The sequence below is a fragment of the Mycolicibacter heraklionensis genome (assembly GCF_001021505.1).
Classification (GTDB): Bacteria; Actinomycetota; Actinomycetes; order Mycobacteriales; family Mycobacteriaceae; genus Mycobacterium; species Mycobacterium heraklionense.
Map to the genome: position 1 here is coordinate 1 of NZ_LDPO01000018.1, position 24,601 is coordinate 24,601.

The following is a 24,601-nucleotide window of genomic DNA, read 5'->3' on the forward strand; positions in this document are numbered from 1 at the left end:
GGGGCCGGGGCGGGCTGTACTTCAGCAACGGCGGGGTCGGTGGTGCCGGCGGTGCCGGCGGTGACGGCTTCACCGGCGGCCGGGACGGCGGCAACGGTGGCGTCGGTGGTGCCGGTGGCGTCGGCGGCGGTGGCGGCACCTTCTTCGGCAACGGCGGGTCCGGCGGTGCGGGCGGCGTGGGCGGTGACGGCGGGAGCGGCGCGGCGGGCACCGATGGCGCGCAGGGCACCTTCACCGGCCTCGGCAACGGCAACGGCGGTGCCGGCACCAACGGTGGTGTCGGTGGCGTGGGCGGCAACGGCGGTGTCGGTGGCGATGCCGGGGCGGGCGGCCTGTTCGGCTCCGCGGGCCACAGCGGATCGGGTGGCGCCGGCGGTGATGGCGGCGACAGCGGTGCCGGTGGCAACGGCGGCAACGGCGCGGCCGGAACTGCCGCGCACATCAACGGCGGCAACGGCGGCCGCGGCGGCGACGCCGGGATCGCCGGGGCCGCGGGCCGCGGTGGCGCTGCGGGCAGCGGCACCGGAGGCGTTGCCGGCGTGACGGGCAGTGCCGGCGAAGCGGCCACCGTCAGTGGTAACGGCGGCAATGGTGGCGCCGGCTTCAGCGCGGTCAGCCCGGGCCAGTCCGCCGGTAACGGTGGTCGGGGCGGTGACGGTGGGTCGACCGGTAACGGCGGCAACGGTGGCGTCGGCGGTGACGGCGCGGCGGGTGCCCTCGGCGGCAACGACGTCAACGGCAACGGCTTGCAGGGTGGTGCGGGTGGAGTTGCCGGCAACGGTGGCGCCGGCGGCGCCGGTGGATCGGTCTCGGGCAACGGTGGTGCCGGCGGCGCGGGCGGTGTCGGTGGCACCGGTGGTGCCGGCGGGACCGGGGAGACCGGCGATGCCGGTCAGAACGCCGCCGCCGGCAGCGGTGGCGCCGGCGGGACCGGCGAGAACGGTGGCAACGGCGGCAAGGGTGGCGTCGGCGGACTCGGCGGCAACGGTGGTGCCGGCGGCACCGCGGCGCACGGCACCGCGGGTGCATTCGGTGCGGGCGGTGTCGGTGGTGCCGGCGGTGCCGGCGGCAACGCGGGCGACGGTGGTCAGGGTGGCACGGGCGCCGGTGGTGGCAAGGCCGTCGCGGCCGGCGCCGGTGGCCTCGGCGGCAACGGGGGCACGGTCGGTATGGGAGGCGCCGGCGGCTCCGGCGGCCTGAGCGCCGGCGGTACCCACGCGGCAAGTGGTGCCGCGGGCGCGGCCGGAACCGGCGGCGACGGCGGCGCGGGCGGCACCGGCGGTGCCGGGCAACTGCTGGCCAACGGCACGGCCCAGGCCGGTGGCGTGGGCGGCCACGGCGGTAACGCGGGCGCGGTCGGCGACGGCGGTGCCGGCGGTACCGGTGGCGCCGGGGCGACCGGCGCGGCCGGGATCACCAGCGGTTCGGGTAACGGCACCAACGGTGCGACCGGCGGTGTCGGCGGAGCCGGTGGCGTGGGTGGTGCCGGCGGCTCGGTCTCAGGCAACGGCGGTGTCGGCGGTGCCGGTGGCGTGGGTGGCACCGGCGGTGCCGGTGGTGCCGGCGCCAACGGAATCGATGGCGCGGACGCGGTCGCGGGCAGCGGCGGAAACGGCGGCGACGGTGGCAGCACCACCAGCGTCGGCGGCAACGGCGGCACCGGTGGCGTCGGTGGCGTCGGCGGTGCGGGCGGCACGGCGGCGCACGGCTCCGCGGGTGGCCAGGGCGTCGGCGGTGTCGGTGGTGTCGGTGGCGCGGCCGGCAATGGCGGCACCGGTGGCGCCGGAGGCGACGGCGCCGGTGGCGGCACCAACGCAGTGGCCGGCCACGGCGGCAACGGCGGTAGCGGCGGCACGGCGGGTGTGGCCGGTAACGGTGGCGCCGGCGGTAACGGCGCCGGCGGGCAGGCCGCCAGCGGCGCCGCGGGTGCGGCGGGCAGTGCGATCGGCGGCGTCGGCGGCAACGGCGGCGACGGCCAGGTGCTGGCTGACGGCACGGTCCAGGCGGGCGGTGCCGGCGGCAACGGCGGCAACGCGGGTGCGATCGGCACCGGCGGCGCCGGCGGTAACGGCGGCAGCGGCGCAGCCGGCGCGACCGGCGGCCGCGACGCGGGCGGCAATGGACTGACCGGTGGCACCGGCGCCGCGGGCGGCGTCGGCGGAAAGGGCGGTGCCGGCGGCACCGTCTCCGGTGACGGCGGTGTCGGTGGCCGGGGCGGCGCCGGCGGTGCGGGCGGCAATGGCGGCAACGCCGGCTTCGTCACGCCGGGCAGCGGCGCGTCCGGCGCGGCCGGCGGCAATGGCGGCGTCGGCGGCACCGGTGGCACGGGCGGCGTCGGCGGTAGCGCCACCAACGGCAACGGTGGTGCCGGCGGCCAGGGCGGCACCGCGGGTGCGGCCGGCAACGGCGGCAACGGTGGCGTCGGCACCGGTGGCGGCACCGGCGCCACCGCCGGCAGCGGCGGCACTGGTGGCAACGGCGGCGAGCGCGGCACGGCGGGCGCCGGTGGCGCCGGTGGCAGCGGCGCCGGATCCGGCCAGGCCGGCGCGGCGGGCGCGGTCGGCGGCAACGGCGGCGGCGGTAACGGCGGTGAAGGTGGCCGCGGCGGCGACGGCCGGGAGCTCGCCGACGGCACGATGCAGGTCGGCGGCGCCGGTGGCCACGGCGGCAACGCCGGGTCGATCGGCAACGGTGGCCGTGGTGGCGACGGTGGCGCAGGCGCCAGCGGTGGGACCGGTTCGGTCAACAGCGCCAACGGCGCCAATGGCGCCACCGGTGGTGTCGGTGGTGCCGGCGGTAGCGGTGGCTCGATCGCCGGTAACGGTGGCGCCGGCGGTGTCGGCGGCCACGGCGGTAACGGAGGCAACGGCGCGACCGGTCTGACCGGCGCCGCGGGCACCGATGCCGCGGCGGGCAGCGGACTGTTCGGCGGCAACGGCGGCACCGGTGCCGACGGCGGCAACGGCGGAACCGGCGGTGTCGGCGGCCAGGGCGGTGTCGGCGGCAGCGCGGTCAACGGGACGGCGGGCAAGGCCGGGATCGGCGGGATCGGCGGAAACGGTGGCAACGCCGGCAAGGGCGGCGACGGCGGTGCCGGTGGGCAAGGTGCCGGCGGCGGGTTGAACCTGGTCGCCGGAAACGGCGGCAACGGTGGTGCTGCCGGCACCGCGGGCCACGCCGGTGGCGCAGGGCAAGGCGGTCTGAGCGGTGACGGTGTTACCCAGCGCGCCGGCGGTGTCGCGGGAGCGGCGGCGGTCGGCGGCGGCAACGGTGGTGCCGGCGGTACCGGCGGTGCGGGACAGGTGCTGTCCAACGGCGCCGCCCAGGCCGGCGGAAACGGTGGTGCCGGAGGTAACGCGGGTGCGATCGGCACCGGTGGCGCCGGTGGTGATGGTGGCGCGGGCGCGACCGGGAGCGCGGGTGTCACGGACGCCGGCGGCGACGGAACCCACGGCGGGAACGGTGCGGCCGGCGGTAACGGCGGCGTTGGCGGCGCGGGTGGCGCCATCTCCGGTAACGGTGGCGCGGGCGGCCGCGGCGGTGCCGGCGGCAACGGTGGTGCCGGCGGCAACGGCCTGACTGGCACCGCGGGAGTCACCGACGCCGCGGGGCAGGGCACCGACGGCGGCGACGGTCGCGACGGCGGCGACGGTGGCAACGCCGGACACGGCGGTAACGGTGGCGCCGGCGGCACCGCGGTCAACGGCAACGCGGGTGCGGCCGGGTCCGGTGGGGTTGGTGGCACCGGTGGAGCGGCCGGCAACGGCGGGACCGGCGGCCGAGGCGGCGACGGGGCCGGCGGCGGCCTTGACCTGGAAGCCGGCACCGGTGGCAACGGCGGTGACGGTGGCGAAGTGGGGCAGGCCGGTCACGGCGCCGCCGGTGGCATCGGAGCCGATGGCATCCAAGCCGCGGATGGCGCAGACGGCGCCGCGGGCCACTCCAACGGTGGCGCGGGCGGCAACGGCGGCGCCGGCCAGATCCTGATCAACGGCACTCTGCAGGTCGGTGGTCAGGGCGGCAACGGCGGCAACGCCGGGACGGTGGGCACCGGCGGTGCGGGCGGAAACGGCGGTGCCGGTGCGACCGGCGCGGCCGGGGTCACCGATGCCTCCGGCACCGGCACGCATGGTGGCAACGGCGGACTCGGTGGCAACGGCGGCACCGGGGGTGCCGGCGGCAGCGTGGCCGGTGATGGCGGCGTCGGCGGTCAGGGCGGCGCGGGCGGCACGGGCGGTCTCGGTGGTGCCGGGCTCAATGCGACCGTCGCCGGCCAGAACGGCGGCAACGCCGGTGACGCCGGCAACGGCGGCCAGGGAGGCGTGGGCGGCCAGGGCGGCACCGCCACCCACGGCACCGGCGGGGCCGGCGGTCGCGGCGGTGCCGCGGGTGACGCCGGGACCGGCGGCCAGGGTGGTCAGGGTGTTGGCGGCGGCGCCGCGGCAAACGCCAGCAACGGCGGCAACGGCGGCACCGGTGGGGAACGCGGCACGGCCGGACAGGGTGGGGCCGGCGGGGTCGGCAGCGCGGGCGACGGCGCACACGGCGACGTGGGCGCGGCCGGCGGCGGCGGCAACGGCGGTAACGGCGGCGCGGGCGGCAACGGCGTCGGCGTGATCAACAACGTCGGCCAATCCGGCGGTAACGGCGGCCTCGGCGGTGCGGCCGGCTCCAACGGCAACGGTGGCGACGGCGGCGCCGGCGGTAAGGGCGCGCTGGGCACCAACCCGGTCGCGCCCACCCCAGGCGGCTCGAACCCGTCGGCGGGTAACGGAGGCACCGGGTCTGACTGCGGCAGCACCGTGGGCACCACCTCGTGCACGGCCGGCGTCGGCGGTAACGGCACCGCGGGCAATAACGCCAGCAACGGCGGACACATCCAGAACGGCGGCAACGGTGGCACCGGCGGCCGGGGCAACACCGGCGCGTGGCTGGGCCAGACCGCCACCGGCGGCAAGGGCGGTAACGGTGGTACCGGCGGCGTTGCCGGCGACGGCGGCGACGGCGGTACCGGCGGCTACGCCTACGTCGGCGGCAGCTCCAGCAGCGCTCACGGTGGGACCGGCGGCAACGGCGGTAACGGTGGCAACGGCGTCAACGGTGTGACCGGCGGCAACGGCGGGGCCGGCGGGGCCGGCGGCGCCGGTGGGTCGGTGTCGGGTGTCGGCGGCAACGGTGGTGTCGGCGGTGCGGCCGGCAACGGCGGCGACGGCACCGTCGGCGGTAACGGCGGCGACGGTGGTACCGGCGGGCAGGCCTACATGTCGGCGCCGGTCGGCGGCACCTCCGCGGTCGGCGGCCAGGGCGGCAACGGCGGCAACGGCGGCTACGGCGGTAACGGCGGTGCGGGCGGCATCGGCGGCCAGGGCGGCGACGCCGGCGCGGCCGGTGCGGACGGCGCCGGTCAGGCCGGCGTGGGTGGCGCCGGCGGCAACGGTGGTGCCGGTGGTCACGGCGGCAACGGCGGCGACGGCGGCGACGGCGGCAACACCAGCCGCGGCACCGCATTGGGAAGCCAGACGGCCGGCCAGGGCGGGTCCGGCGGGACCGCGGACTCCGGCGGCAGCGGCGGCGCGGCCGGCAGCGGCGGCGCGGGCGGCCACAACGCCGACGGCTCGAACGCATCCAGCGGTGCGGGGGGCACCGGTGGGGCCGACGGCGCCAACGGCGCCGCCGGCAGTGGCGGATCGACCGGCACTACCGGCTAAGACGTTCGCGGCATTGATCAACGAATCAACCATTCCTGCTTAAGTAATGAGGTCCCCTGTGATTGGTAAGCGCCACAAGGCAACTCGGGCTAGTCGTCGGTTGTTGGGTGCGGGCTCCGCGGCGGCGGCGTTCCTGACGTTCGGTGTGACGCCGTTGGTGTCGGCGCCGGCGGCGCAGGCTGATGGTGAGTTCGACTGGTTGCTGGATCTGTTCAATCCGGCGGCGTGGCCGGCTGCCGAGGTGGACACCGCGGGTGCGTTCGACTGGGGGTCGTTGTTCGATCCGTCGGCGGGGTTGGCCAGTGGCGACCCGTTCGATCTGACCGTGTTGGTCGAGTCGTACATCTACACCCCCATGCACGCGAGCATGGTCGACTGGATTGAGAGCCCGTTGGGCATTCAGGTCGACAGCTTCATCAACGACACGTTCGGGTTCGGCTCGATCATCATCGGTAACGGCGCTGCGGGTGTGGCCGGTGTCGATGGCGGCAATGGTGGTGCGGGCGGGTGGCTGTTCGGTGATGGCGGTGACGGTGTCGCCGGTGGTGATGGTGGTGCGGCCGGTCTGTTCGGCAACGGCGGTGCCGGCGGTGCGGGCCTGGCCGGTGGTGACGGCGGTACCGGTGGTGCCGGCGGTTCGTGGATGGGCATTGGCGGTGCCGGCGGCGCCGGTGGTGTCGACGGCGGCAACGGCGGCGATGGTGGTGCGGGCGCGGGCTGGCTGTTCGGCTCCGGGGGTGCCGGCGGCGCCGGCGGCATCGGTGCGGCCGGTGCGGCGGGCATCGATGGCGCCGCCGGTGTCTGGGCCAACGGTGGCGCCGGCGCGGGCGTGGCCGGCGGCAATGGTGTTGTCGGCGGTAATGGCGGCAATGGTGGTGCCGGCGGTAAGGCTTCGGGTCTTTTCGGTACTGGTGGCAATGGTGGTGCCGGCGGTGTCGGTGGTGTCGGCGGTAACGGTGGCCGCGGTGGTGACGGTGCTGCCGGGCAGTGGGATGCGGCTGCCAGCAACGGCAATGGTGGTGACGGTGCCGGCGGTGGTGACGGCGCCAACGGTGGTCTTGGCGGCAATGGCGGCGTGGCCGGGGCGGGCGCCGGCTTCGGTTCGGCGGGCGTCAACGGCCTCGGCGGGCAGGGCGGTGCGGGCGGTAACGCCGGGATCGCCGGTGACGGTGGCGCCGGTCTGGACGCCACCAGCGAGCACCCCGACGGCGGTGACGGTGGCGACGGCGGCGATCCGGGCGCGATCGGCCACGGCGGGGAAGGCGGCCTGACCGGCGGCTCCACCACCGAGCGCGCGGCCAGCGGTGCCGACGGCCAGGCGGCCGGGCACGGCGGCAACGGCGGTAACGGCGGCGACGGCTTCGACGTGGCGGCCTACAACGCCGCCCACGCCAATGATGTGGGCTTCCGGGCGCTCACCTTCGCCGGCGGCAACGGCGGCAACGCCGGCAACGCCGGGCTGGTCGGCGACGGTGGCGACGGCGGCAACGGGGGCAATGGCGGCGCGGGCGGCCCCGGCGGCAACGGTGGCTGGTCCGGCGGCAAGGGCGGTACCGGCGGCGACGGCGGCAACGGTGGCAACGGTGGTGCGGCCGGCGCCCTGAGCGGAAACGGCGGCCAGGGCGGTAACGGCGGCCTGGGCGGCGACGGCGGACACGGCGGCAACGGCACCGGAGTCAACAGCAACGCCGGGAGTGGCGGCGACGGTGGCAAGGGCGGCATCGGCGGCCAAGGCGGCGCCGGACAGACCGGTGCGGCCGGCAGCTACCTCACCGGTGATGGCAACGGTGGCAACGGCACCAACGGCGGGGCCGGCGGAACCGGCGGTGACGGCGGCAAGGGCGGGGACGCCGGCACCGCCACCGGTACCGGAAACCTGGGCGCCAACGGCAACGGCGGCGCCGGCGGCCAGGGCGGCATCGGCGGCGCGGCCGGCGACGGCGGCCGCGGCGCGGACGGCGACGCCTCAAACATCAACGGCGGCAACGGTGGCAACGGCGGCCACGTCGGGATCGCGGGTGCCGGCGGTAACGGTGGCGCCGCCGGTGTCGGCGGTCTGGGCGGCAACGCCGGCGCGCAGGGCGCCGAAGGCAACACACCGACCGGCGGGGGCAACGGCGGCGACGGCGGGAACGGCTTCACCTCCTCCACCGCCGGCGTCAACGGCGGCGCGGGCGGTGCCGGCGGCAACGGCGGCGACCACGGTAGCGGCGGCAACGGCGGCAACGGCGGCAACGGCTTCACCGGCGTGGCGGGCGTGAGCGCCACCACCGCGGGCGGCTCGGGCACCAGCGGCGGCAACGGCACCGACGGCGGCGCGGGCGGCGCCGGTGGTCTGGGCGGCTCGATCGCCGGCAACGGTGGCAACGGTGGTCTGGGCGGCGCCGGTGGCGCCGGCGGAAACGGCGGCGACGGCCTGGCCGGCGCCCAGGTCACGGCGGCCGGGGCGAACGGCAACAACGGCGGCTCCGGCGGCAACGGCGGCAACGCCGGCTCCGGGGGTGCGGGCGGTAACGCCGGAGGCACAGCAGGCGGCTCGGGCAACGCGGGTGTCAACGGCACCGGCGGGGCCGGTGGTTCCGGCGGCAACGCGGGCACGGCCGGCAACGGCTCGGACGGTGCAGCAGGCAACGCCTCAAACGTCAACGGCGGCAAGGGCGGTGACGGCGGTGACGCCGGTACTGCCGGAACTGCCGGCCAGGGCGGCGCGGTCGGAACCGGGGGAACCGGCGGCAACGCCGGCGCCGACGGTGCTGCCGGTGCGGCGATCACCGGCCCGGCCGGTAATGGCGGCAATGGCGGCGCGGGCTACAACGCGGCCGGCGACGCCGGTGCTGCCGGCGGTACCAGCGGTGGCAATGGTGGCGCCGGCGGTGACGGCGGCAACGTCGGCAATGGCGGCAATGGTGGTGTCGGCGGCAGCGGCAAGTCCGGCGTCGGCGGCGGCAGCGCCGCGGGCACGGCGGGCACGGCCGGCAGCCCCAACGGCGGCATCGGCGGTTCGGGCACCGACGGCGGTAACGGCGGAAACGGCGGCGCGGGCGGTGCCGGCGGTGCGCTGGCGATCAACACCGCGGGCAATGGCGGCGTCGGTGGTGATGGTGGAGCCGGTGGCAACGGCGGCACCGGTGGCAATGGGTTCAACGCCACGGTGGCCGGTGCTGCCGGCGGAAACGGCGGTAGTGGCGGGCAGGCCGGTTCCGGCGGGCACGGCGGCACCGGCGGTGCTGCCGGTGCCACCGACCACGGCACCGTCGGCCTCAACGGCAACGGCGGTGCGGGCGGTAACGCCGGCAGCGCAGGCCAGGGCGGCAACGGAGGCCGTGGCGGCGACGGCAACGCGAGTACCCCGAATGGCGGTCGCGGCGGTGACGGCGGCGACCCGGGCAGTGCGGCTGGTGCCGGTGGTCACGGTGGTGCGGCCGGCAGCACGGTCGGCGGCGGTGGAAGCGATGGCGGCGACGGCGTGTCCGGTACGCCCGTGCAGGGTCCGTCCGGCAACGGCGGCGACGGCGGAAACGGCTTCACCCCGACCGGTGCCGGCGCCAGCGGCGGCAACGGCGGCGCCGGCGGTAACGGCGGCAGCGCGGGCAACGGCGGTAACGGCGGGGCAGGTGGTGACGGCGTGGCCGGTACCGCCGGTGCGGCGGCGACCGCGGCCGGGACGACCGGCGGGAACGGCAACATCGGCGGCAACGGCGGCAAGGGCGGTGCCGGCGGTAACGGCGGCACCCTCGCGGCTAACACCGCTGGTAAGGGTGGTGCCGGTGGCGACGGCGGTGCCGGTGGCCGGGGCGGCGATGGCGCTACCGGCACCAGCAACGCGACTCAAAAAGACGGCGGTCGCGGCGGTGACGGCGGCGCCGGCGCCGCGGGCGGTAACGGCGGTGCCGGCGGGGCCGCCGGTACGGCTCAGAACGGCAGTGTGCAGGGTGTTGCCGGCGTCAATGGCGACGGCGGCACCGGTGGCGCTGGGGGTAATGCCGGCGCCGGTGGAATGGCTGGCCACACCAGCTCGAGTGACTGGACCTTGGGTACCGGCGGTACCGGCGGTACCGGCGGTCTCGGCGGCAACGGTGGGGCGGCCGGCGCCGGACCGAGCGCGACCGGTGTCGACGGTACCGGCGGCGCCGGCGGCAACGGCGGCACCGGTGGCGCGTCGGCGGACGGTGGCGGCAACCCGCACACCATCCCGAACACTGCGGGGTCGGCAGGCAAGGGCGGCCTCGGTGGAAACGGTGGTACCGGCTATATCGGTGGCGCCGGTGGCAACGGCGGCAACGGCGGCAACGCCAACCCGCTCGCTTCGGTCAACAACAACGGTCCGGGCGCGGCCGCCGGGGCCGGTGGCAATGGTGGCGCCGGCGGTATGGCCACCGGCAACAGCGCCGGGGCCACTGGTGGCAAGGGCGGTGCCGGCGGCGACGGCGGCACGCCCGGCTGGCTGAGCCAGGGCGGCGCGGCCGGCGGCAACGGCGGTGCCGGTGGCGACGGTGGGACCGTCGGTAACGGCGGCGACGGCGGCGCCGGCGGCAAAGGCGGGGCCGGTACCAACGGCATCAACGGCAGTGGTGATGGCGTTGGCGGCTACAACGGAGCCGTCGGTGGCGTGGGTGGCGTCGGCGGTAACGGTGGCAGTGGCGGCTCGATTTCCGGCGACGCCGGTAACGGCGGCGTTGGCGGCGCCGGCGGAAACGGCGGCGTCGGCGGAAACGGCACCAACGGCCACAGCGCCGGATTCAGCCCCACCAACAGCAAGTCGGGTGGCGCCGGTGGCTCGGGCGGTGCCGGTGGCGCGGGCGGTCGCGGCGGCGCCGGTGGCACCGCCACCAACGGCGCCGGCGGTGATGGTGGCAACGGTGGCCGCGGCGGAGCGGGCAACAACGGCGGCACCGGTGGGGCCGGCGGCAGCGGTTGGGGCCTCTACTCCGCCTCTGCCGGCGGTGACGGTGGAGCCGGCGGTACGGGTGGCGCCAGCGGCGCGGGCGGTGCCGGTGGTGCCAGCGGCAATGGCCCCGGTGGCGACGGCGGCGACAGCGGCCAGGGCGGCAACGGCGGCAACGGCGGCAACGGCGGTGGCGGCGGCGGCAGCTACAACAGCAAGCCCGGTGGAAACGGCGGCGGGGCCGGCTCCGGTGGTGCTGCGGGCGCCGTCGGCACCGGTGGCAGCGGAACCCCGACCGGTGATCCGGGCTCATCCGGCGGGAACGGACCGGGTGGCAGTACGGGCACCGCCGGACCCCATGGCTAACCGCACGTTCGCCGACTCGACCAACTAACCCGAACTCAGCAGATAGGCGTCACTCCCATGGCTCGTAAGAACCACAGCAACCGTCGTCGCGCCGTCGGCGCCGCTGGGGCCGTCAGCGCATTCCTGGCATTCGGCATGGCGCCGCAAGCACAGGCCGACTTCGGTTTGGACGACCTGTTCGACCCGAGCACCTGGGCGCCGCTATTCGACTCCAGCACTTGGGATTCGGGCTTCAACTGGGATCATCTGTTCGCCGGTGACGAGCTGACAGACGCGCTGACGGCGGCCTATGCGGGCTCGGCGGCCGACACCGGTGGTATCACCGCCATTGTCGACCAGTGGTTTTACACCCCGATGCACAACGCGATGGTCGACTGGATCAACAGTCCGTTCGGCACCCAGGTCGACACCTTCATCAACAACACCTTCGGGTTCGGCTCGATCATCATCGGCAACGGTGCGGCGGGCACCGAGCTCAACCCCGACGGCGGCAACGGCGGCTGGTTGTACGGCGACGGCGGCGCGGGCTATGACGGTTCGCTGACCGGCGTGGCCGGTGGCGATGGTGGCGCGGCCGGGATGTTCGGCAACGGTGGGGCCGGCGGCGACGGCGGCGCGGGCTTCGACGGCGGCAACGGTGGTGCCGGCGGCAGCTGGAGCGGTATCGGCGGCGCCGGCGGTGCCGGTGGTGTCAACGGCGATGGCGGTAATGGCGGCGTTGGTACCGGCTGGCTCTTCGCCATCGGCGGTGCCGGTGGTGTCGGCGGCGACGGCCTGGTCGGCACCGCGGGTGCGGTCGGTGTCGCCGGCATTGACAGCGGTAACGGTGGCGCCGGCGGTAATGGTGGTGTCGGCGGCAACGGTGGCACCGGTGGTGCGTCCAAGGCATTCCTGTTCGGTGCGGGCGGCAAGGGCGGCGCGGCCGGTGACGGTGGCAGCGGTGGCGTCGGTGGCGCGGGCTTGGCCGGCACCAACGGAAACGACGGCGAGACAGGCACCTTCGCCGGCGGTGGCACCGGCAACGGTGGCGACGGCACCGACGGCACGAATGGCGGCAACGGCGGCACCGGCGGCAACGGCGGAGCGGCCGGGACGGCCGGTGCCGGTGGGACGGCCAGCTCGTGGTTCGGCAGCAACGGTGCGGCCGGGGCCGGCGGTCAGGCCGGCAACGGCGGCAACGGCGGGGCCGGCGGTGTCGCCGGACTCGGCGGCAACGGCGGTGCGGGTGCGACCGGCACGGCGTCGAACCTCAACGGTGGCGCGGGCGGTCACGGCGGCGACACCGGCACGGCCGGCGCCGGCGGCGCGGGCGGACAAGCCGGGGGCGCCGGAGCAGTAGCGGGTCAGCAGGGCATCAACGGTGCCGACGTGACCGGTGTCGGTGGCAACGGCGGCGCCGGTGGCGACGGTTACAGCCCCACGGCCGCAGGCGAATCGGGCGGCAACGGGGGCGCCGGCGGTGACGGCGGCGCCTACGGCAACGGCGGTGCGGGCGGCAACGGTGGCAACGGGGCGGCCGGCATCGCCGGCAGCGACGGCAGCACCACCAACCCCGACGGCACCGACGGTCACACGGGTGGAAACGGCGGCACCGGCGGCGTCGGCGGCAAGGGCGGTTCGGTAGCCGGTAACGGCGGGGCCGGCGGTCGCGGCGGCCACGGCGCGGACGGTGGCGCAGGCGGCGACGGTGTCCTCGGCGCGACCGGCTCGTTCGACGGCGGTGGCACCGGCATCGGCGGCAATGGTGGCGACGCGGGCAGCGGCGGCAACGGGGGCAGCGGCGGCAACGGCGGCGCGGGCGGTACCGCGGCCCACGGCGTCGCGGGTTCCACCGGAGCTGGAGGCAACGCCGGTAGCGGTGGCGCCGCCGGCACGGCCGGCGACGGTGGCGCCGGTGCGGCTGGCACGGCTGCGCATCGGGACGGCGGCAACGGCGGTAACGGTGGCGACACCGGCACCGGCGGCAGCGCCGGCACTGCGGGCACCGGATCCCACACCGGCGCAGCGGGTTCGGCCGGCAGCACCGCCACCATCGGCCAAGGCAACGGCGGCGCGGGCGGCGACGGATTCAGCGCCACCAACGCAGGCGAATCGGGCGGCAACGGCGGCGCCGGCGGTGACGGCGGCGATCACGGCAACGGCGGAAACGGTGGCGCCGGTGGATCCGGTGCCGACGGCACGAACGGGGCCGTCGGCAACGCGGTGAACCCCGATGGCGGCAACGGCACCGTCGGCGGCAGCGGCGGCGCCGGTGGTGCCGGCGGCAAGGGCGGCGCTGAGGCCGGCAACGGCGGCGCCGGCGGCGTGGGCGGTGCCGGTGGCGCGGGCGGTAACGGCGGTAACGGGGTGACCGGGGCCAACGCCAGCACAGCCGGCGGCAACGGCGCGAACGGTGGCGACGGCGGCGATGGCGCCGTCGGCGGCAACGGCGGTGCGGGCGGTGTCGGCGGAACGGCCGCGCACGGTACTGCCGGTGCAAACGCCTCCGGCGGCGCCGGCGGCCGCGGCGGTGACGCGGGGGCTGCCGGCAACGGCGGGGCCGGCGGCAACGGCAACGCCACCCACATCGACGGTGGCAACGGCGGCGACGGCGGCGATGTCGGCACCGCCGCCGCGGGCGGCAACGGCGGAGCGGCCGGCGGTGTGGGGGCGACGGTCGGTGCCACCGGCGCACACGGCGCCGAAATCATCGGGGCCTCCGGCAATGGCGGCCAGGGCGGCGCGGGCTTCAGCCCCACCGCGGCAGGACAATTCGGCGGCGACGGCGGCGCAGGCGGTAACGGCGGCGCCCACGGCAACGGTGGCAACGGCGGTGCCGGTGCGGCAGGTTCTGCCGGAACCAGCGGGCCGGTCGGAAACAACGGCACCCAGGCCAGCGTCAATGGCACCAACGGCGGACAGGGCGGCTCCGGCGGCAACGGCGGTAACGGCGGCGCCGGCGGTGCCGGTGGCTCACTGAGCATCAACACCGCGGGTAACGGCGGCATCGGGGGCGCGGGCGGCGCCGGTGGCAACGGCGGTGTCGGCGGCAAGGGCTTCACCGCGACGACGCCCGGTGCCGACGGCGGCAACGGCGGCAAGGGTGGTCAAGCCGGGTCCGGTGGTATCGGCGGCGCCGGCGGCAACGCGGGCACCGCGGCCAACGGAACCGTCGGCAACAACGGCAACGGCGGGGCCGGCGGTAACGCCGGCGACGCCGGAGCGGGCGGCAACGGCGGCGACGGTGCCGCCGGAAATGCCGCCAACCCCAATGGCGGCAATGGGGGTCAGGGTGGCGACCCTGGCAACGTCGCCGGGACCGGTGGCGCCGGCGGCACGGCCGGCGCCACCTCCGGCGGCGGCGGCACCCACGGCGGCCACGGCGCCGACGGAGTCTCAGCGACCACGGTGTCGGGTAACGGCGGCAACGGTGGTGCCGGGTACAGCCCGACCAACATGGCCGACAACGGCGGCAACGGTGGTGCCGGCGGTAACGGTGGCGCGGCGGGTGCGGCCGGCAACGGCGGAAATGGTGGTGCCGGCGGTGCGGGCGCCACCGGGCTCGGCGGTAACGGTGCGGTCGGTACGGCGGGCACGGCCGGTAACCCCAATGGCGGTGCCGGCGGTTCGGGTGCGGCCGGCGGCAACGGCGGCCGGGGTGGCAGCGGCGGCGCCAGCGGCGCGCTGGTGACCAACCACGCGGGCAATGGTGGCGCTGGCGGCAAGGGCGGTGACGGCGGCGCCGGTGGCACCGGTGGTGCCGGGTTCAGCCCGACCGCGGCAGGCGCCAACGGCGGTGACGGCGGCAAGGGCGGTCAGGCCGGCTCCGGTGGTATCGGTGGTGCCGGCGGCAACGCGGGCGCGGTCAACGGCGCGGCCTCCGCGGGTGACAACGGCAACGGTGGCGCCGGCGGCAACGCCGGGGTGGCCGGCGCGGGCGGCAACGGTGGCAACGGCGCAGCTGGAGACGTGACCAGCCCCAACGGCGGCAACGGTGGCCGGGGCGGGGATGCGGGCAATGTCGCCGGAACCGGTGGTGCCGGCGGTGCGCACGGCACCGGCGGTACCGGCGGTCTCGACGGAGCAACCGGCGCCAACGGCACAGCGGTGAGCGTGGCCTCCGGCAACGGCGGCAACGGTGGTGCCGGGTTCAGCCCCACCAGCGTGGCCGACAACGGCGGCAACGGTGGTGTCGGCGGTAACGGCGGCGCGGGTGGTTCGGCCGGCAACGGTGGCAATGGCGGCGTCGGTGGTGCGGGTGCGACCGGTGTCGGTGGGACCGGCGCAGCCGGCACGGCGGGCACGGCCGCCAATCCCAATGGCGGCGCCGGTGGTTCCGGTGCAGCCGGCGGCAACGGCGGCAAGGGCGGCAACGGCGGGGCCAGCGGCGCGCTGGTGGCCAACCACGCCGGCAACGGTGGCGCTGGCGGTAAGGGCGGTGACGGCGGCGCCGGTGGTACCGGTGGTGCCGGGTTCAGTCCGACGGCGGCCGGCGCCAACGGGGGTGACGGCGGCAAGGGTGGTCAGGCCGGCTCCGGTGGCGTCGGCGGTGCCGGCGGTAACGCGGGCGCGGTCAACGGCGCGGCCTCCGCGGGTGCCAACGGCAGCGGTGGTGCCGGCGGCAACGCCGGGACGGCCGGCCAGGGTGGCAACGGTGGCAACGGTGCCGCCGGCGATGCCACCACCCTCAACGGTGGCAACGGCGGTCGCGGCGGGGATGCGGGCAACGTCGCCGGCACCGGTGGTGCCGGTGGTGCACGCGGCACCGGCGGTACGGGTGGCCTGAACGGAGCGACCGGTGCCAACGGCACACCCGCCGTCGGCCCATCCGGCAACGGCGGTAACGGCGGTAACGGCTACAACGCCGCCGCTGACCCCAACGCCGCGGCCGGCACCCGAGGTGGCGACGGCGGTAAGGGCGGCACCGGCGGCTCAATCGGCAACGGCGGCAACGGCGGTGCCGGTGGCACCGGTGCGGCGGGCCAAGCCGGCGGAAACGCCGCCAACGCCGGAGGATCCGGCACGGCCGGACTCACCGGTGGTGCCGGCGGCAACGGCGGTGCGGGCGGCAACGGCGGTGCGGTGTCCGGCGCGGCCGGCAACGGCGGCGCCGGCGGCAAGGGCGGCGTCGGTGGTGCGGGCGGTAGCGGCGCGAACGGCTCGACCGGCATCACCGCACCCGACGGTGGCGGACTCACCGGCGGCAAGGGCGGCAACGGCGGGAGCGGGGCTATCGGCGGAGCTGGTGGGGTCGGCGGCAACGGCGGCGTCGGCGGCACCGCCACCGACGGCAGCACCGGCAGCCACGGCGTCGGCGGCCAAGGCGGTGCCGGTGGCCAGGGCGGCAACGCCGGCAATGGCGGTACCGGCGGCGCAGGTGCCGGCGGCGGCACCAACGCGGCCGCCGGAAACGGAGGCCAGGGCGGCAACGGCGGAAACCGCGGTGGCGGCGGGGCCGGCGGTCTGGGCGGCGACAGCGGCAACGGCCAGCTGGCTGCAAGCGGGACCGCGGGCGCGACCGGCGTCAGCGGCGGTAACGGCGGTAACGGCGGTGTCGGCGGCAACGGCCAGGGCACCGTCAACGGTGCCGCGCAGATCGGTGGCATCGGCGGCAAGGGTGGCGACGCCGGCACCATCGGCAACGGCGGCAACGGCGGTGCCGGCGGCAATGGTGCGGCCGGAACCGCCGGCTACACCCCCCCGACTGGCCAGGCGGCCGGTGGCGGAACCGGAGCCAACGGCTCCAACGCCACCCAGGCCGGTCAGACCGGTGGTGCCGGTGGCACGGGGGCGTCCGCGTCGTGCGCGCTCTTCTTCGGCTGCGGCGACATCAACGCCGGCGACGGCGGCAACGGCGGCAACGGCGGGCAGGCAGCCGCGGGCGGCAACGGCGGCGCCGGCGGTGGCGCCAAGGCAGAGACCGGCGGAACCCGCGGCTACGCATACGGCGGCGACGGCGGTGACGGCGGTAACGGCGGTAACGGCACCAACGGCACGGCCGGGGCCAGCGGTGGCGCCGGCGGCGCGGGCGGCAAGGGCGGCACGATCGCCGGCAACGGCGGTGACGGCGGTCTCGGCGGCTTGGGCGGTAACGGCGGCGCCGGCGAGAACGGTGGCAACGGTGGCGCCGGTGGCGGCGGCGGTACCGGTGAGAACTACCAGGGCACCGGTTACGCCAAGGGCGGCGATGGCGGCGACGGTGGCACCGGCGGCAAGGGCGGTAACGGTGGCGCGGGCGGTAACGGCGGAGTTGGTGGCGCCGCGGGGACTGCGCAAGGCATCGGTGCCAACGGGAACACCGGTGTCGGCGGCGGCGGCACCGGCGGTGCGGCCGGTTCCGGTGGCGCCGGCGGTACTGCCGGGGCGGCCGGATCGGCGTCGGCGGGCGGCGCGGTGAGCGCGGACCCGGGCGCTGCGGGGCAGACCGGCACCGCCGGCGGCTCCGGCACGAAGGGCACCGATGGTGCTCACGGCTGAATCCCGCATCCACGCCAGCTGTCGTCAGCACCTGCTCCCCTGACTCACTCCACTCATCCAGATAGAGGTCGATCCAATGGCTCGTAAGCGTCGCAGCGCAGCACTGCACGGAACTCGCGGCAACGCCGGGCGTCGGGCGGTCGGTGCCGCCGGTGCGGTGAGCACCTTTCTGGCACTGGGGATGGCGCCGCAGGCGCACGCCGACTTCGGCCTGGAAGACCTGTTCGACCCGAACGCCTGGGGGTCGTTGTTCGACGGCGGCACAGGGGATCTGGGCCTCAACTGGGACCAGTTGTTCGCCGGCGATGAACTGAGCACCGCCCTGAGTGCGGCCTACGCCGAACCGGGTTCGGCGGCGGCGATGCTGGGTGACCCGTTCGGCATCACCGGGTTGCTGGGCCAGTACCTGTTCGAGCCGATGCACGCCGGGATGGTGGCGTGGATCAACGACCCGTTCGTCGGTAAGCCGGTGGATGACTTCATCAACACCTGGTTCGGGTTCGGTTCGATCATCATCGGCAACGGCGCGGCGGGCACCGAGCTCAATCCCGATGGTGGCAACGCGGGTTGGCTGTTCGGCGACGGCGGTGCGGGCTACGACGGTTCGCTGACCGGGATTGCCGGTGGTGACGGCGGCGCGGCCGGGATGTTCGGCAACGGTGGTGCCGGCGGGGCCGGTGGCATCGGCTTCGAGGGTGGCGCCGGCGGCAACGGCGGCAGCTGGATCGGTGTCGGTGGCGCCGGTGGTGCTGGCGGCGACGGCGGCAACGGCGGTGACGGCGGCGCCGGGCTGGGCTGGATCTTCGGCATCGGCGGCAATGGCGGCGTCGGCGGCGACGGTCTGGTCGGGTTCGCCGGCGCGGTCGGTGTTGCCGGTGTTGATGGCGGCAACGGTGGCGCGGGCGGCAACGGCGGCACTGGCGGTAACGGTGGCGCCGGCGGGGCGTCCAAGGCGCTGTTGTACGGCTCCGGCGGTCAGGGCGGCGCGGCCGGAAACGGTGGCGCCGGTGGTGCCGGCGGCCAGGGCGTTGGCGGAGATGACGGCACCGACGGTGCGGCCGGCACGTTCGCCGATGGTGGCTCCGGCAATGGCGGTGATGGCACCGCGGGCTCCAACGGTGGCAACGGCGGTGCCGGTGGCAATGGCGGCGCGGCCGGGGTGGCCGGGGCCGCGGGCGTCACCCATGCGCTGTTCGGCTCGGACGGCAGCACCGGTGCGTCCGGCCACGGCGGCGCCGGCGGCAATGGCGGTGACGGCGGTGACTCCGGTGTGGGCGGCAATGGTGGCGCGGGTGCAGCTGGGACGGCCGCCAACCCCGACGGTGGCGACGGTGGCAACGGCGGCGCCACCGGCACGGCGGGCATCGGGGGTGCGGGCGGTCAGGCCGGCGCCGGTGGTGTGGACGGCCAGGCGGGCAACGGCGGCGAGGCATCGACCGGTGCCGCATCCGGCGGCCGGGGCGGCGACGGCTACGACGCTGCTGCCGACCCGAACGCGGCGGCCGGAACCGCCGGCGGCAACGGCGGCAAGGGCGGCAACGCCGGTGACAACGGCAGCGCGGGCGTCGGCGGTAACGGCGGCAGTGGTGCCGCTGGAGCAGCCGGCATCAGCAGCACGACCGACGGCGTGGACGGCACCGCCGGCACCGACGGCGGCGCCGGCGGCAATGGTGGCCTCGGTGGCCTGAACGCCGACGGAATTACGCACGCCGCCACCGGTTTCGGCGGCGACGGTGGTGCCGGCGGTCAGGGTGGCCACGGCTACACCGGCTTGAGCGGCGCGAGTGCCGGCGCGGACGGCGAGAGCGGCACCAACGGTGGTGCCGGCGGCAACGGTGGCGCCGGGGGTTCCGGGTCGGTTGCGGGCCAGCAGGGCGCTGGCGGTGCCGGGGGTAACGGCGGCAGCGGTGGCGACGGCGCGGACGGTGATGCGGGCATCGACGGCACGTCGGCCAACCACGACGGCACGGCCGGCGGCAATGGCGGCAACGGCGGCAACGCGGGCACCGGTGGTGCGGGCGGCCAGGGTGCGGATGGCGTGGCGGCCAGCGGCAGCGACGGCGCCGCGGGCCTCGGCGGCAACGGCGGCAAGGGCGGCAACGGCCTGGCTGGCACCAGCAGCACGACGGCGGGTGTTGACGGCACCGCCGGTGGCAATGGTGGCAAGGGCGGCAACGGCGGTATCGGTGGTCTGCTGGCGGGCAGCACCACGGACCGGGCTGCCTCGGGCGCGGGCGGTGATGGTGGTGCCGGCGCCAAGGGCGGCAACGGATTTACCGGTGCTGACGGCGCCACCCCGGGTGCTGACGGCGTCAGCGGCACCAATGGTGGTGCCGGTGGCAACGGTGGCGCTGGCGGTACCGGTGCGACCGTCGGCCAGCACGGTGCCGGTGGTGTCGGCGGTAACGGCGGTAGCGGCGGCAAGGGTGCGGCCGGCAGCGTGGGTGTCGATGGCACGGCGAGCAACCATGACGGCACGGCGGGCGGTAATGGTGGCAATGGCGGGAACGCGGGAACCGGTGGCGTAGGCGGCGAGGGCCCCAACGGCAGCCACGCAGCCACTGGCGCCAACGGCACCGCGGGTGTCGGCGGCAACGGCGGCAAGGGCGGTAGTGGTCTGGCCGGGACCAACAGCACGACGGCGGGTGTGGACGGCACCGCGGGTGGCAATGGTGGCAAGGGCGGTAACGGCGGTCAGGGTGGTCTGCTGGCGGGCAGCACCACGGACCGGGCTGCCTCGGGTGCCGGTGGTGACGGTGGTGCCGGCGCCAAGGGCGGCAACGGATTTACCGGTGGCGACGGCGCTACCCCGGGTGCTGATGGTGTGAGCGGAACCAACGGCGGCCAGGGCGGTAACGGTGGCGCCGGGGGTACCGGTTCGACGGCAGGGCAGCACGGCGCCGGTGGTGTCGGTGGCAATGGCGGTAGTGGCGGCAAGGGTGCGGCCGGTACTGCGGGCATCGATGGCACTGTGGCCAACCATGACGGCACGGCCGGTGGTAACGGTGGCAATGGCGGCAATGCCGGTGTCGGTGGTGCCGGTGGTCAGGGCGCGACCGGTGTTGCGGCCAGTGGCAGCAATGGCACCGCGGGTGTGGGTGGCAACGGTGGTTCCGGCGGTAAGGGTCTCGACGGCACCACCAGCACGACGGCGGGGGTGAACGGCACCGCCGGTGGCAATGGTGGTTTGGGCGGTAACGGTGGCCAGGGTGGACTGCTGGCGGGCAGCACCACCCAGCATGCGACGTCCGGTACCGGTGGCGATGGTGGCGCTGGTGGTAAGGGCGGCAACGGATTTACCGGTGCTGACGGCGCCACGCCGGGTGCTGATGGTGTGAGCGGCACCAATGGTGGCGCCGGTGGTAACGGTGGCGCCGGTGGTACCGGTGCGACCGCCGGCCAGCACGGTGCCGGTGGCGTCGGCGGCAACGGCGGCAGCGGCGGCAAGGGTGCGGCCGGCAGCGTGGGTGTCGATGGCACGGCGAGCAACCATGACGGCACGGCCGGTGGCAACGGCGGCAATGGCGGTAATGCCGGCGTCGGGGGCGCCGGTGGTCAGGGCGCGACCGGTGCTGCGGCCAGTGGCTCCAACGGCACCGCGGGTGTGGGTGGCAACGGCGGGTCCGGCGGTAAGGGTCTCGACGGCACCACCAGCACGACGGCGGGTGTGGACGGCACCGCGGGCGGCAGCGGTGGTCTAGGCGGCAACGGTGGCCAGGGTGGTCTGCTGGCGGGCAGCACCACCCAGCACGCCGCCTCCGGTACCGGTGGCAACGGTGGTGCTGGTGGTAAGGGCGGCAACGGATTTACCGGCGCCGATGGCGCCACCCCGGGTGCTGATGGTGTCAGCGGCACCAATGGTGGTGCCGGTGGTAACGGTGGCGCCGGCGGTAGCGGTGCGACCGCCGGCCAGCACGGTGCCGGTGGTGTCGGTGGCAATGGCGGTAGTGGCGGCAAGGGTGCGGCCGGTACTGCGGGCGTCGATGGCACCGTGGCCAACCATGACGGGACGGCCGGTGGTAACGGTGGCAATGGCGGGAATGCCGGTCTCGGGGGCGCCGGTGGCCAGGGCGCGACCGGTGCTGCGGCCAGCGGCAGCAATGGCACCGCGGGTGTCGGCGGTAATGGCGGCAAGGGCGGTAGTGGTCTGGCCGGGACCAACAGCACTCAGGCGGGGGTGGACGGCACTGCAGGTGGCAATGGTGGTCTGGGCGGCAACGGTGGCCAGGGCGGTCTGCTGGCGGGCAGCACCACCCAGCATGCGACTTCCGGTCTTGGCGGCGACGGCGGCGCTGGCGGTAAGGGCGGCAACGGATTTACCGGCGCCGATGGCGCCACGCCGGGTGCTGATGGTGTCAGTGGAACCAATGGTGGTGCCGGTGGTAACGGCGGCGCCGGTGGTACCGGTTCGACGGCCGGGCAGCACGGCGCCGGTGGTGTCGGTGGCAATGGCGGTAGCGGCGGCAAGGGTGCGGCCGGTACTGCGGGCATCGATGGCACGTCGGCTCAGCACGACGGCACGGCCGGCGGCCAGGGTGGCAACGGTGGCAACGCCGGGTCCGGGGGCGCCGGCGGCCAAGGAGCCAGCGGGCCCGCGGCCGGCGGCAGCAACGGCACTGCGGGCGTGGGTGGCAATGGCGGGTCCGGCGGTAAGGGTCTCGACGGCACCACCAGCACCCAGGCCGGTGTGGACGGCACCGCGGGCGGCAATGGTGGTCTAGGCGGCAACGGCGGCCAGGGCGGTCTGCTGGCGGGCAGCACCACCCAGCACGCCGCCTCCGGCAACGGTGGCAACGGCGGTGCTGGCGGTAAGGGCGGAAACGGCTACACCGGTTTGAGTGGTGCCAATACCGGGGACAACGGCGAATCCGGCACCAACGGCGGCCAAGGCGGCAACGGCGGCGCCGGCGGTACCGGCGCCACGGGCGGCGCCGGCGGCAACGCGGGCAACGGCGGCGTCGGTGGCAACGGCGGCAATGGAATCGACGGCGCCAACGCCACGTCCGCCGGTGCCGACGGCCAGAACGGCGGCACTGGCGGCAACGGCGGCCAGGGCGGCGCCGGTGGACAGGGCGGCAACTCCGGTACCTCGACCACCGGCACCGCGGCCGCCAACGGCAACGGCGGCAGTGGCGGACGCGGCGGTGACGCCGGCACGGCCGGCAACGGCGGCAGGGGTGCCGATGGCGACGCCACCAACCCGGACGGCGGCCAGGGTGGCAATGGCGGCGAGGTCGGCACGGCGGGTAACGGCGGATCGGCCGGCACCCACGGCAGCGGTGGTGCCGGCGGCACGAACGGAGCCACCGGGGCTGGTGGCACCGCGATCACCGGCCCGGCCGGTAACGGCGGGCAGGGCGGCAACGGCTTCAGCTCCACCAGTTCGGCCCAGAACGGCGGCAACGGCGGCAATGGCGGTGAAGGTGGCGCCGGAGGCTCGCACGGCAACGGTGGCGATGGCGGCAAGGGTGGCGCGGGTGCCACCGGCGTCGGTGGCACCGGCGCGGCTGGCACCACGGGCACGGCAGCCAACCCCGACGGTGGCGCGGGTGGCTCCGGTCTGTCTGGTGGCAACGGCGGCAAGGGCGGCAACGGTGGTGCCAGCGGCACCTTGGCGGCCAACCACGCCGGAAACGGTGGCGCCGGTGGCGTCGGTGGTGACGGTGGCGCGGGTGGTACCGGTGGCGCCGGCTATGACGCCGGCTCCGACGCGAACGCAGCGGCCGGCACCAACGGCGGCAACGGCGGCAATGGTGGTGAGGCCGGATCTGGCGGAACCGGCGGGGCTGGCGGTAATGCCGGCGCCGTCCACGGTGCGGCCGGCGCGGGCACCAACGGCAACGGCGGCAACGGCGGAAACGCCGGGGTCGCGGGCCAGGGTGGCAACGGCGGCAACGGTGCCAACGGCGACGCCCTCAACCCCAACGGAGGCAAGGGCGGTAACGGCGGTGACCCGGGCAACGTCGCGGGTACCGGCGGCGAGGGCGGCGCACACGGCACCGGCGGAACCGGGGGCGTCGACGGCACGAACGGCGCCGGCGGCACACCGGTCACCACTGCGTCCGGCAACGGCGGCAACGGTGGCAACGGCTACAACGCGGCCTCTGACCCAGGTGCCGTCCCGGGCACCAACGGTGGTGAGGGCGGTGCCGGTGGCAACGGTGGCTTGGCCGGCAACGGTGGCAACGGTGGAACCGGTGGCAGCGCGGCTACCGGTGTCGGCGGCTCCGGTGCGGCAGGTACGGCCGGAGATGCCCTCAACCCCCACGGCGGCAGTGGACTTCAGGGCGACGCCGGCGGTGACGGCGGTAAGGGCGGCAAGGGCGGTAACGGCGGCCTGCTGAGCGTCAACACCGCGGGCAACGGCGGTAACGGCGGTGCGGGCGGTGACGGTGGTGCCGGCGGCACCGGCGGCGCCGGCTACAGCCCGACCGCTGCCGGCACCAACGGCGGCAACGGTGGCAACGGCGGCGAGGCCGGCTCGGGTGGCACCGGTGGAGCCGGCGGCAACGCCGGAACCGCGCAGAACGGCAGCGTGGTCGGCGCCAACGGCGACGGCGGCAAGGGCGGCAATGCCGGCAGCGCCGGCCAAGGCGGCGACGGCGGCCGGGGTGCCGACGGCAATGCCACCACCCGCAACGGTGGAGACGGCGGCAACGGTGGCGACGCCGGCAATGTCGCGGGCACCGGCGGTCAGGGCGGCGCGGCCGGAACCACGATCGGTGGCGGCGGAACGGCCGGCGGATCCGGCGCCAGTGGCACCCCGGCGGCCGGCCCGTCCGGCAACGGTGGCAACGGCGGTGACGGCTACAGCCAGCCTGGATCCGGCAACGGAGGCCAGGGCGGCGCCGGCGGCGACGGCGGCAACATGGGCAACGGTGGCGACGGCGGGCGCGGCGGCGACGGCAGCGCCGGCGCGGCTGGCGGATAAGGCGTCAGGTCGTCGAGTGAACGGATGTCCGCGATGAGAACGCTGCTCTGGCACGCCAGGGCAGCTGGGCCGAGCACCTGTCAACACAGGAAGCGCTCAGTATCCCGAGCTGCACCCATTCGGGTGCGGGTGGTTCAGGTAATTGCCGCGATGACATGGGTGGACAGCTCGACGCCCCGCGGATTCTCCGTGGCGGATCGGTCTCCGGTCTGACTGTTGCCGCGCAGCGCGCGCGGCGATAGCTGAGCAAAACAT

General features: G+C 76.2%; 4 protein-coding genes. All 4 read left to right on the forward strand.

All coding sequences use genetic code 11. The features are described from left to right. The first annotated feature begins 287 nt into the window (after positions 1 to 287). The 4 genes from ABW16_RS27835 (at position 288) to ABW16_RS26520 (ending at position 24,346) form a co-directional block, all read left to right on the forward strand. Positions 288 to 5,708 (forward strand): PE family protein, encoded by a 5,421-nt coding sequence (locus ABW16_RS27835; RefSeq protein WP_459542294.1) that lies wholly within the window; start codon positions 288 to 290, stop codon positions 5,706 to 5,708. Positions 5,709 to 5,766: 58 nt separating this feature from the next. After that, positions 5,767 to 10,959: a PE family protein gene (locus tag ABW16_RS27840; protein ID WP_200900684.1), complete on the forward strand. Its 5,193-nt coding sequence runs from the start codon at positions 5,767 to 5,769 to the stop codon at positions 10,957 to 10,959. A 57-nt stretch (positions 10,960 to 11,016) separates the two neighbouring features. Further along, entirely contained in the window at positions 11,017 to 17,415 is a 6,399-nt protein-coding gene (locus tag ABW16_RS26515; protein ID WP_052956977.1) for a PGRS repeat-containing protein, read from the forward strand. Positions 17,416 to 17,491: 76 nt separating this feature from the next. Then, positions 17,492 to 24,346, forward strand: coding sequence for a PGRS repeat-containing protein (locus ABW16_RS26520; protein ID WP_052956978.1), 6,855 nt, complete (start codon positions 17,492 to 17,494; stop codon positions 24,344 to 24,346). The last annotated feature ends 255 nt before the right edge of the window (positions 24,347 to 24,601 follow it).

Coding starts and splice junctions, on each gene's coding strand:
- ABW16_RS26515 (WP_052956977.1), top strand. CDS start 11,017: ATGGCTCGTAAGAACCACAGCAACCGTCGTCGCGCCGTCGGCGCCGCT.
- ABW16_RS26520 (WP_052956978.1), top strand. CDS start 17,492: ATGGCTCGTAAGCGTCGCAGCGCAGCACTGCACGGAACTCGCGGCAAC.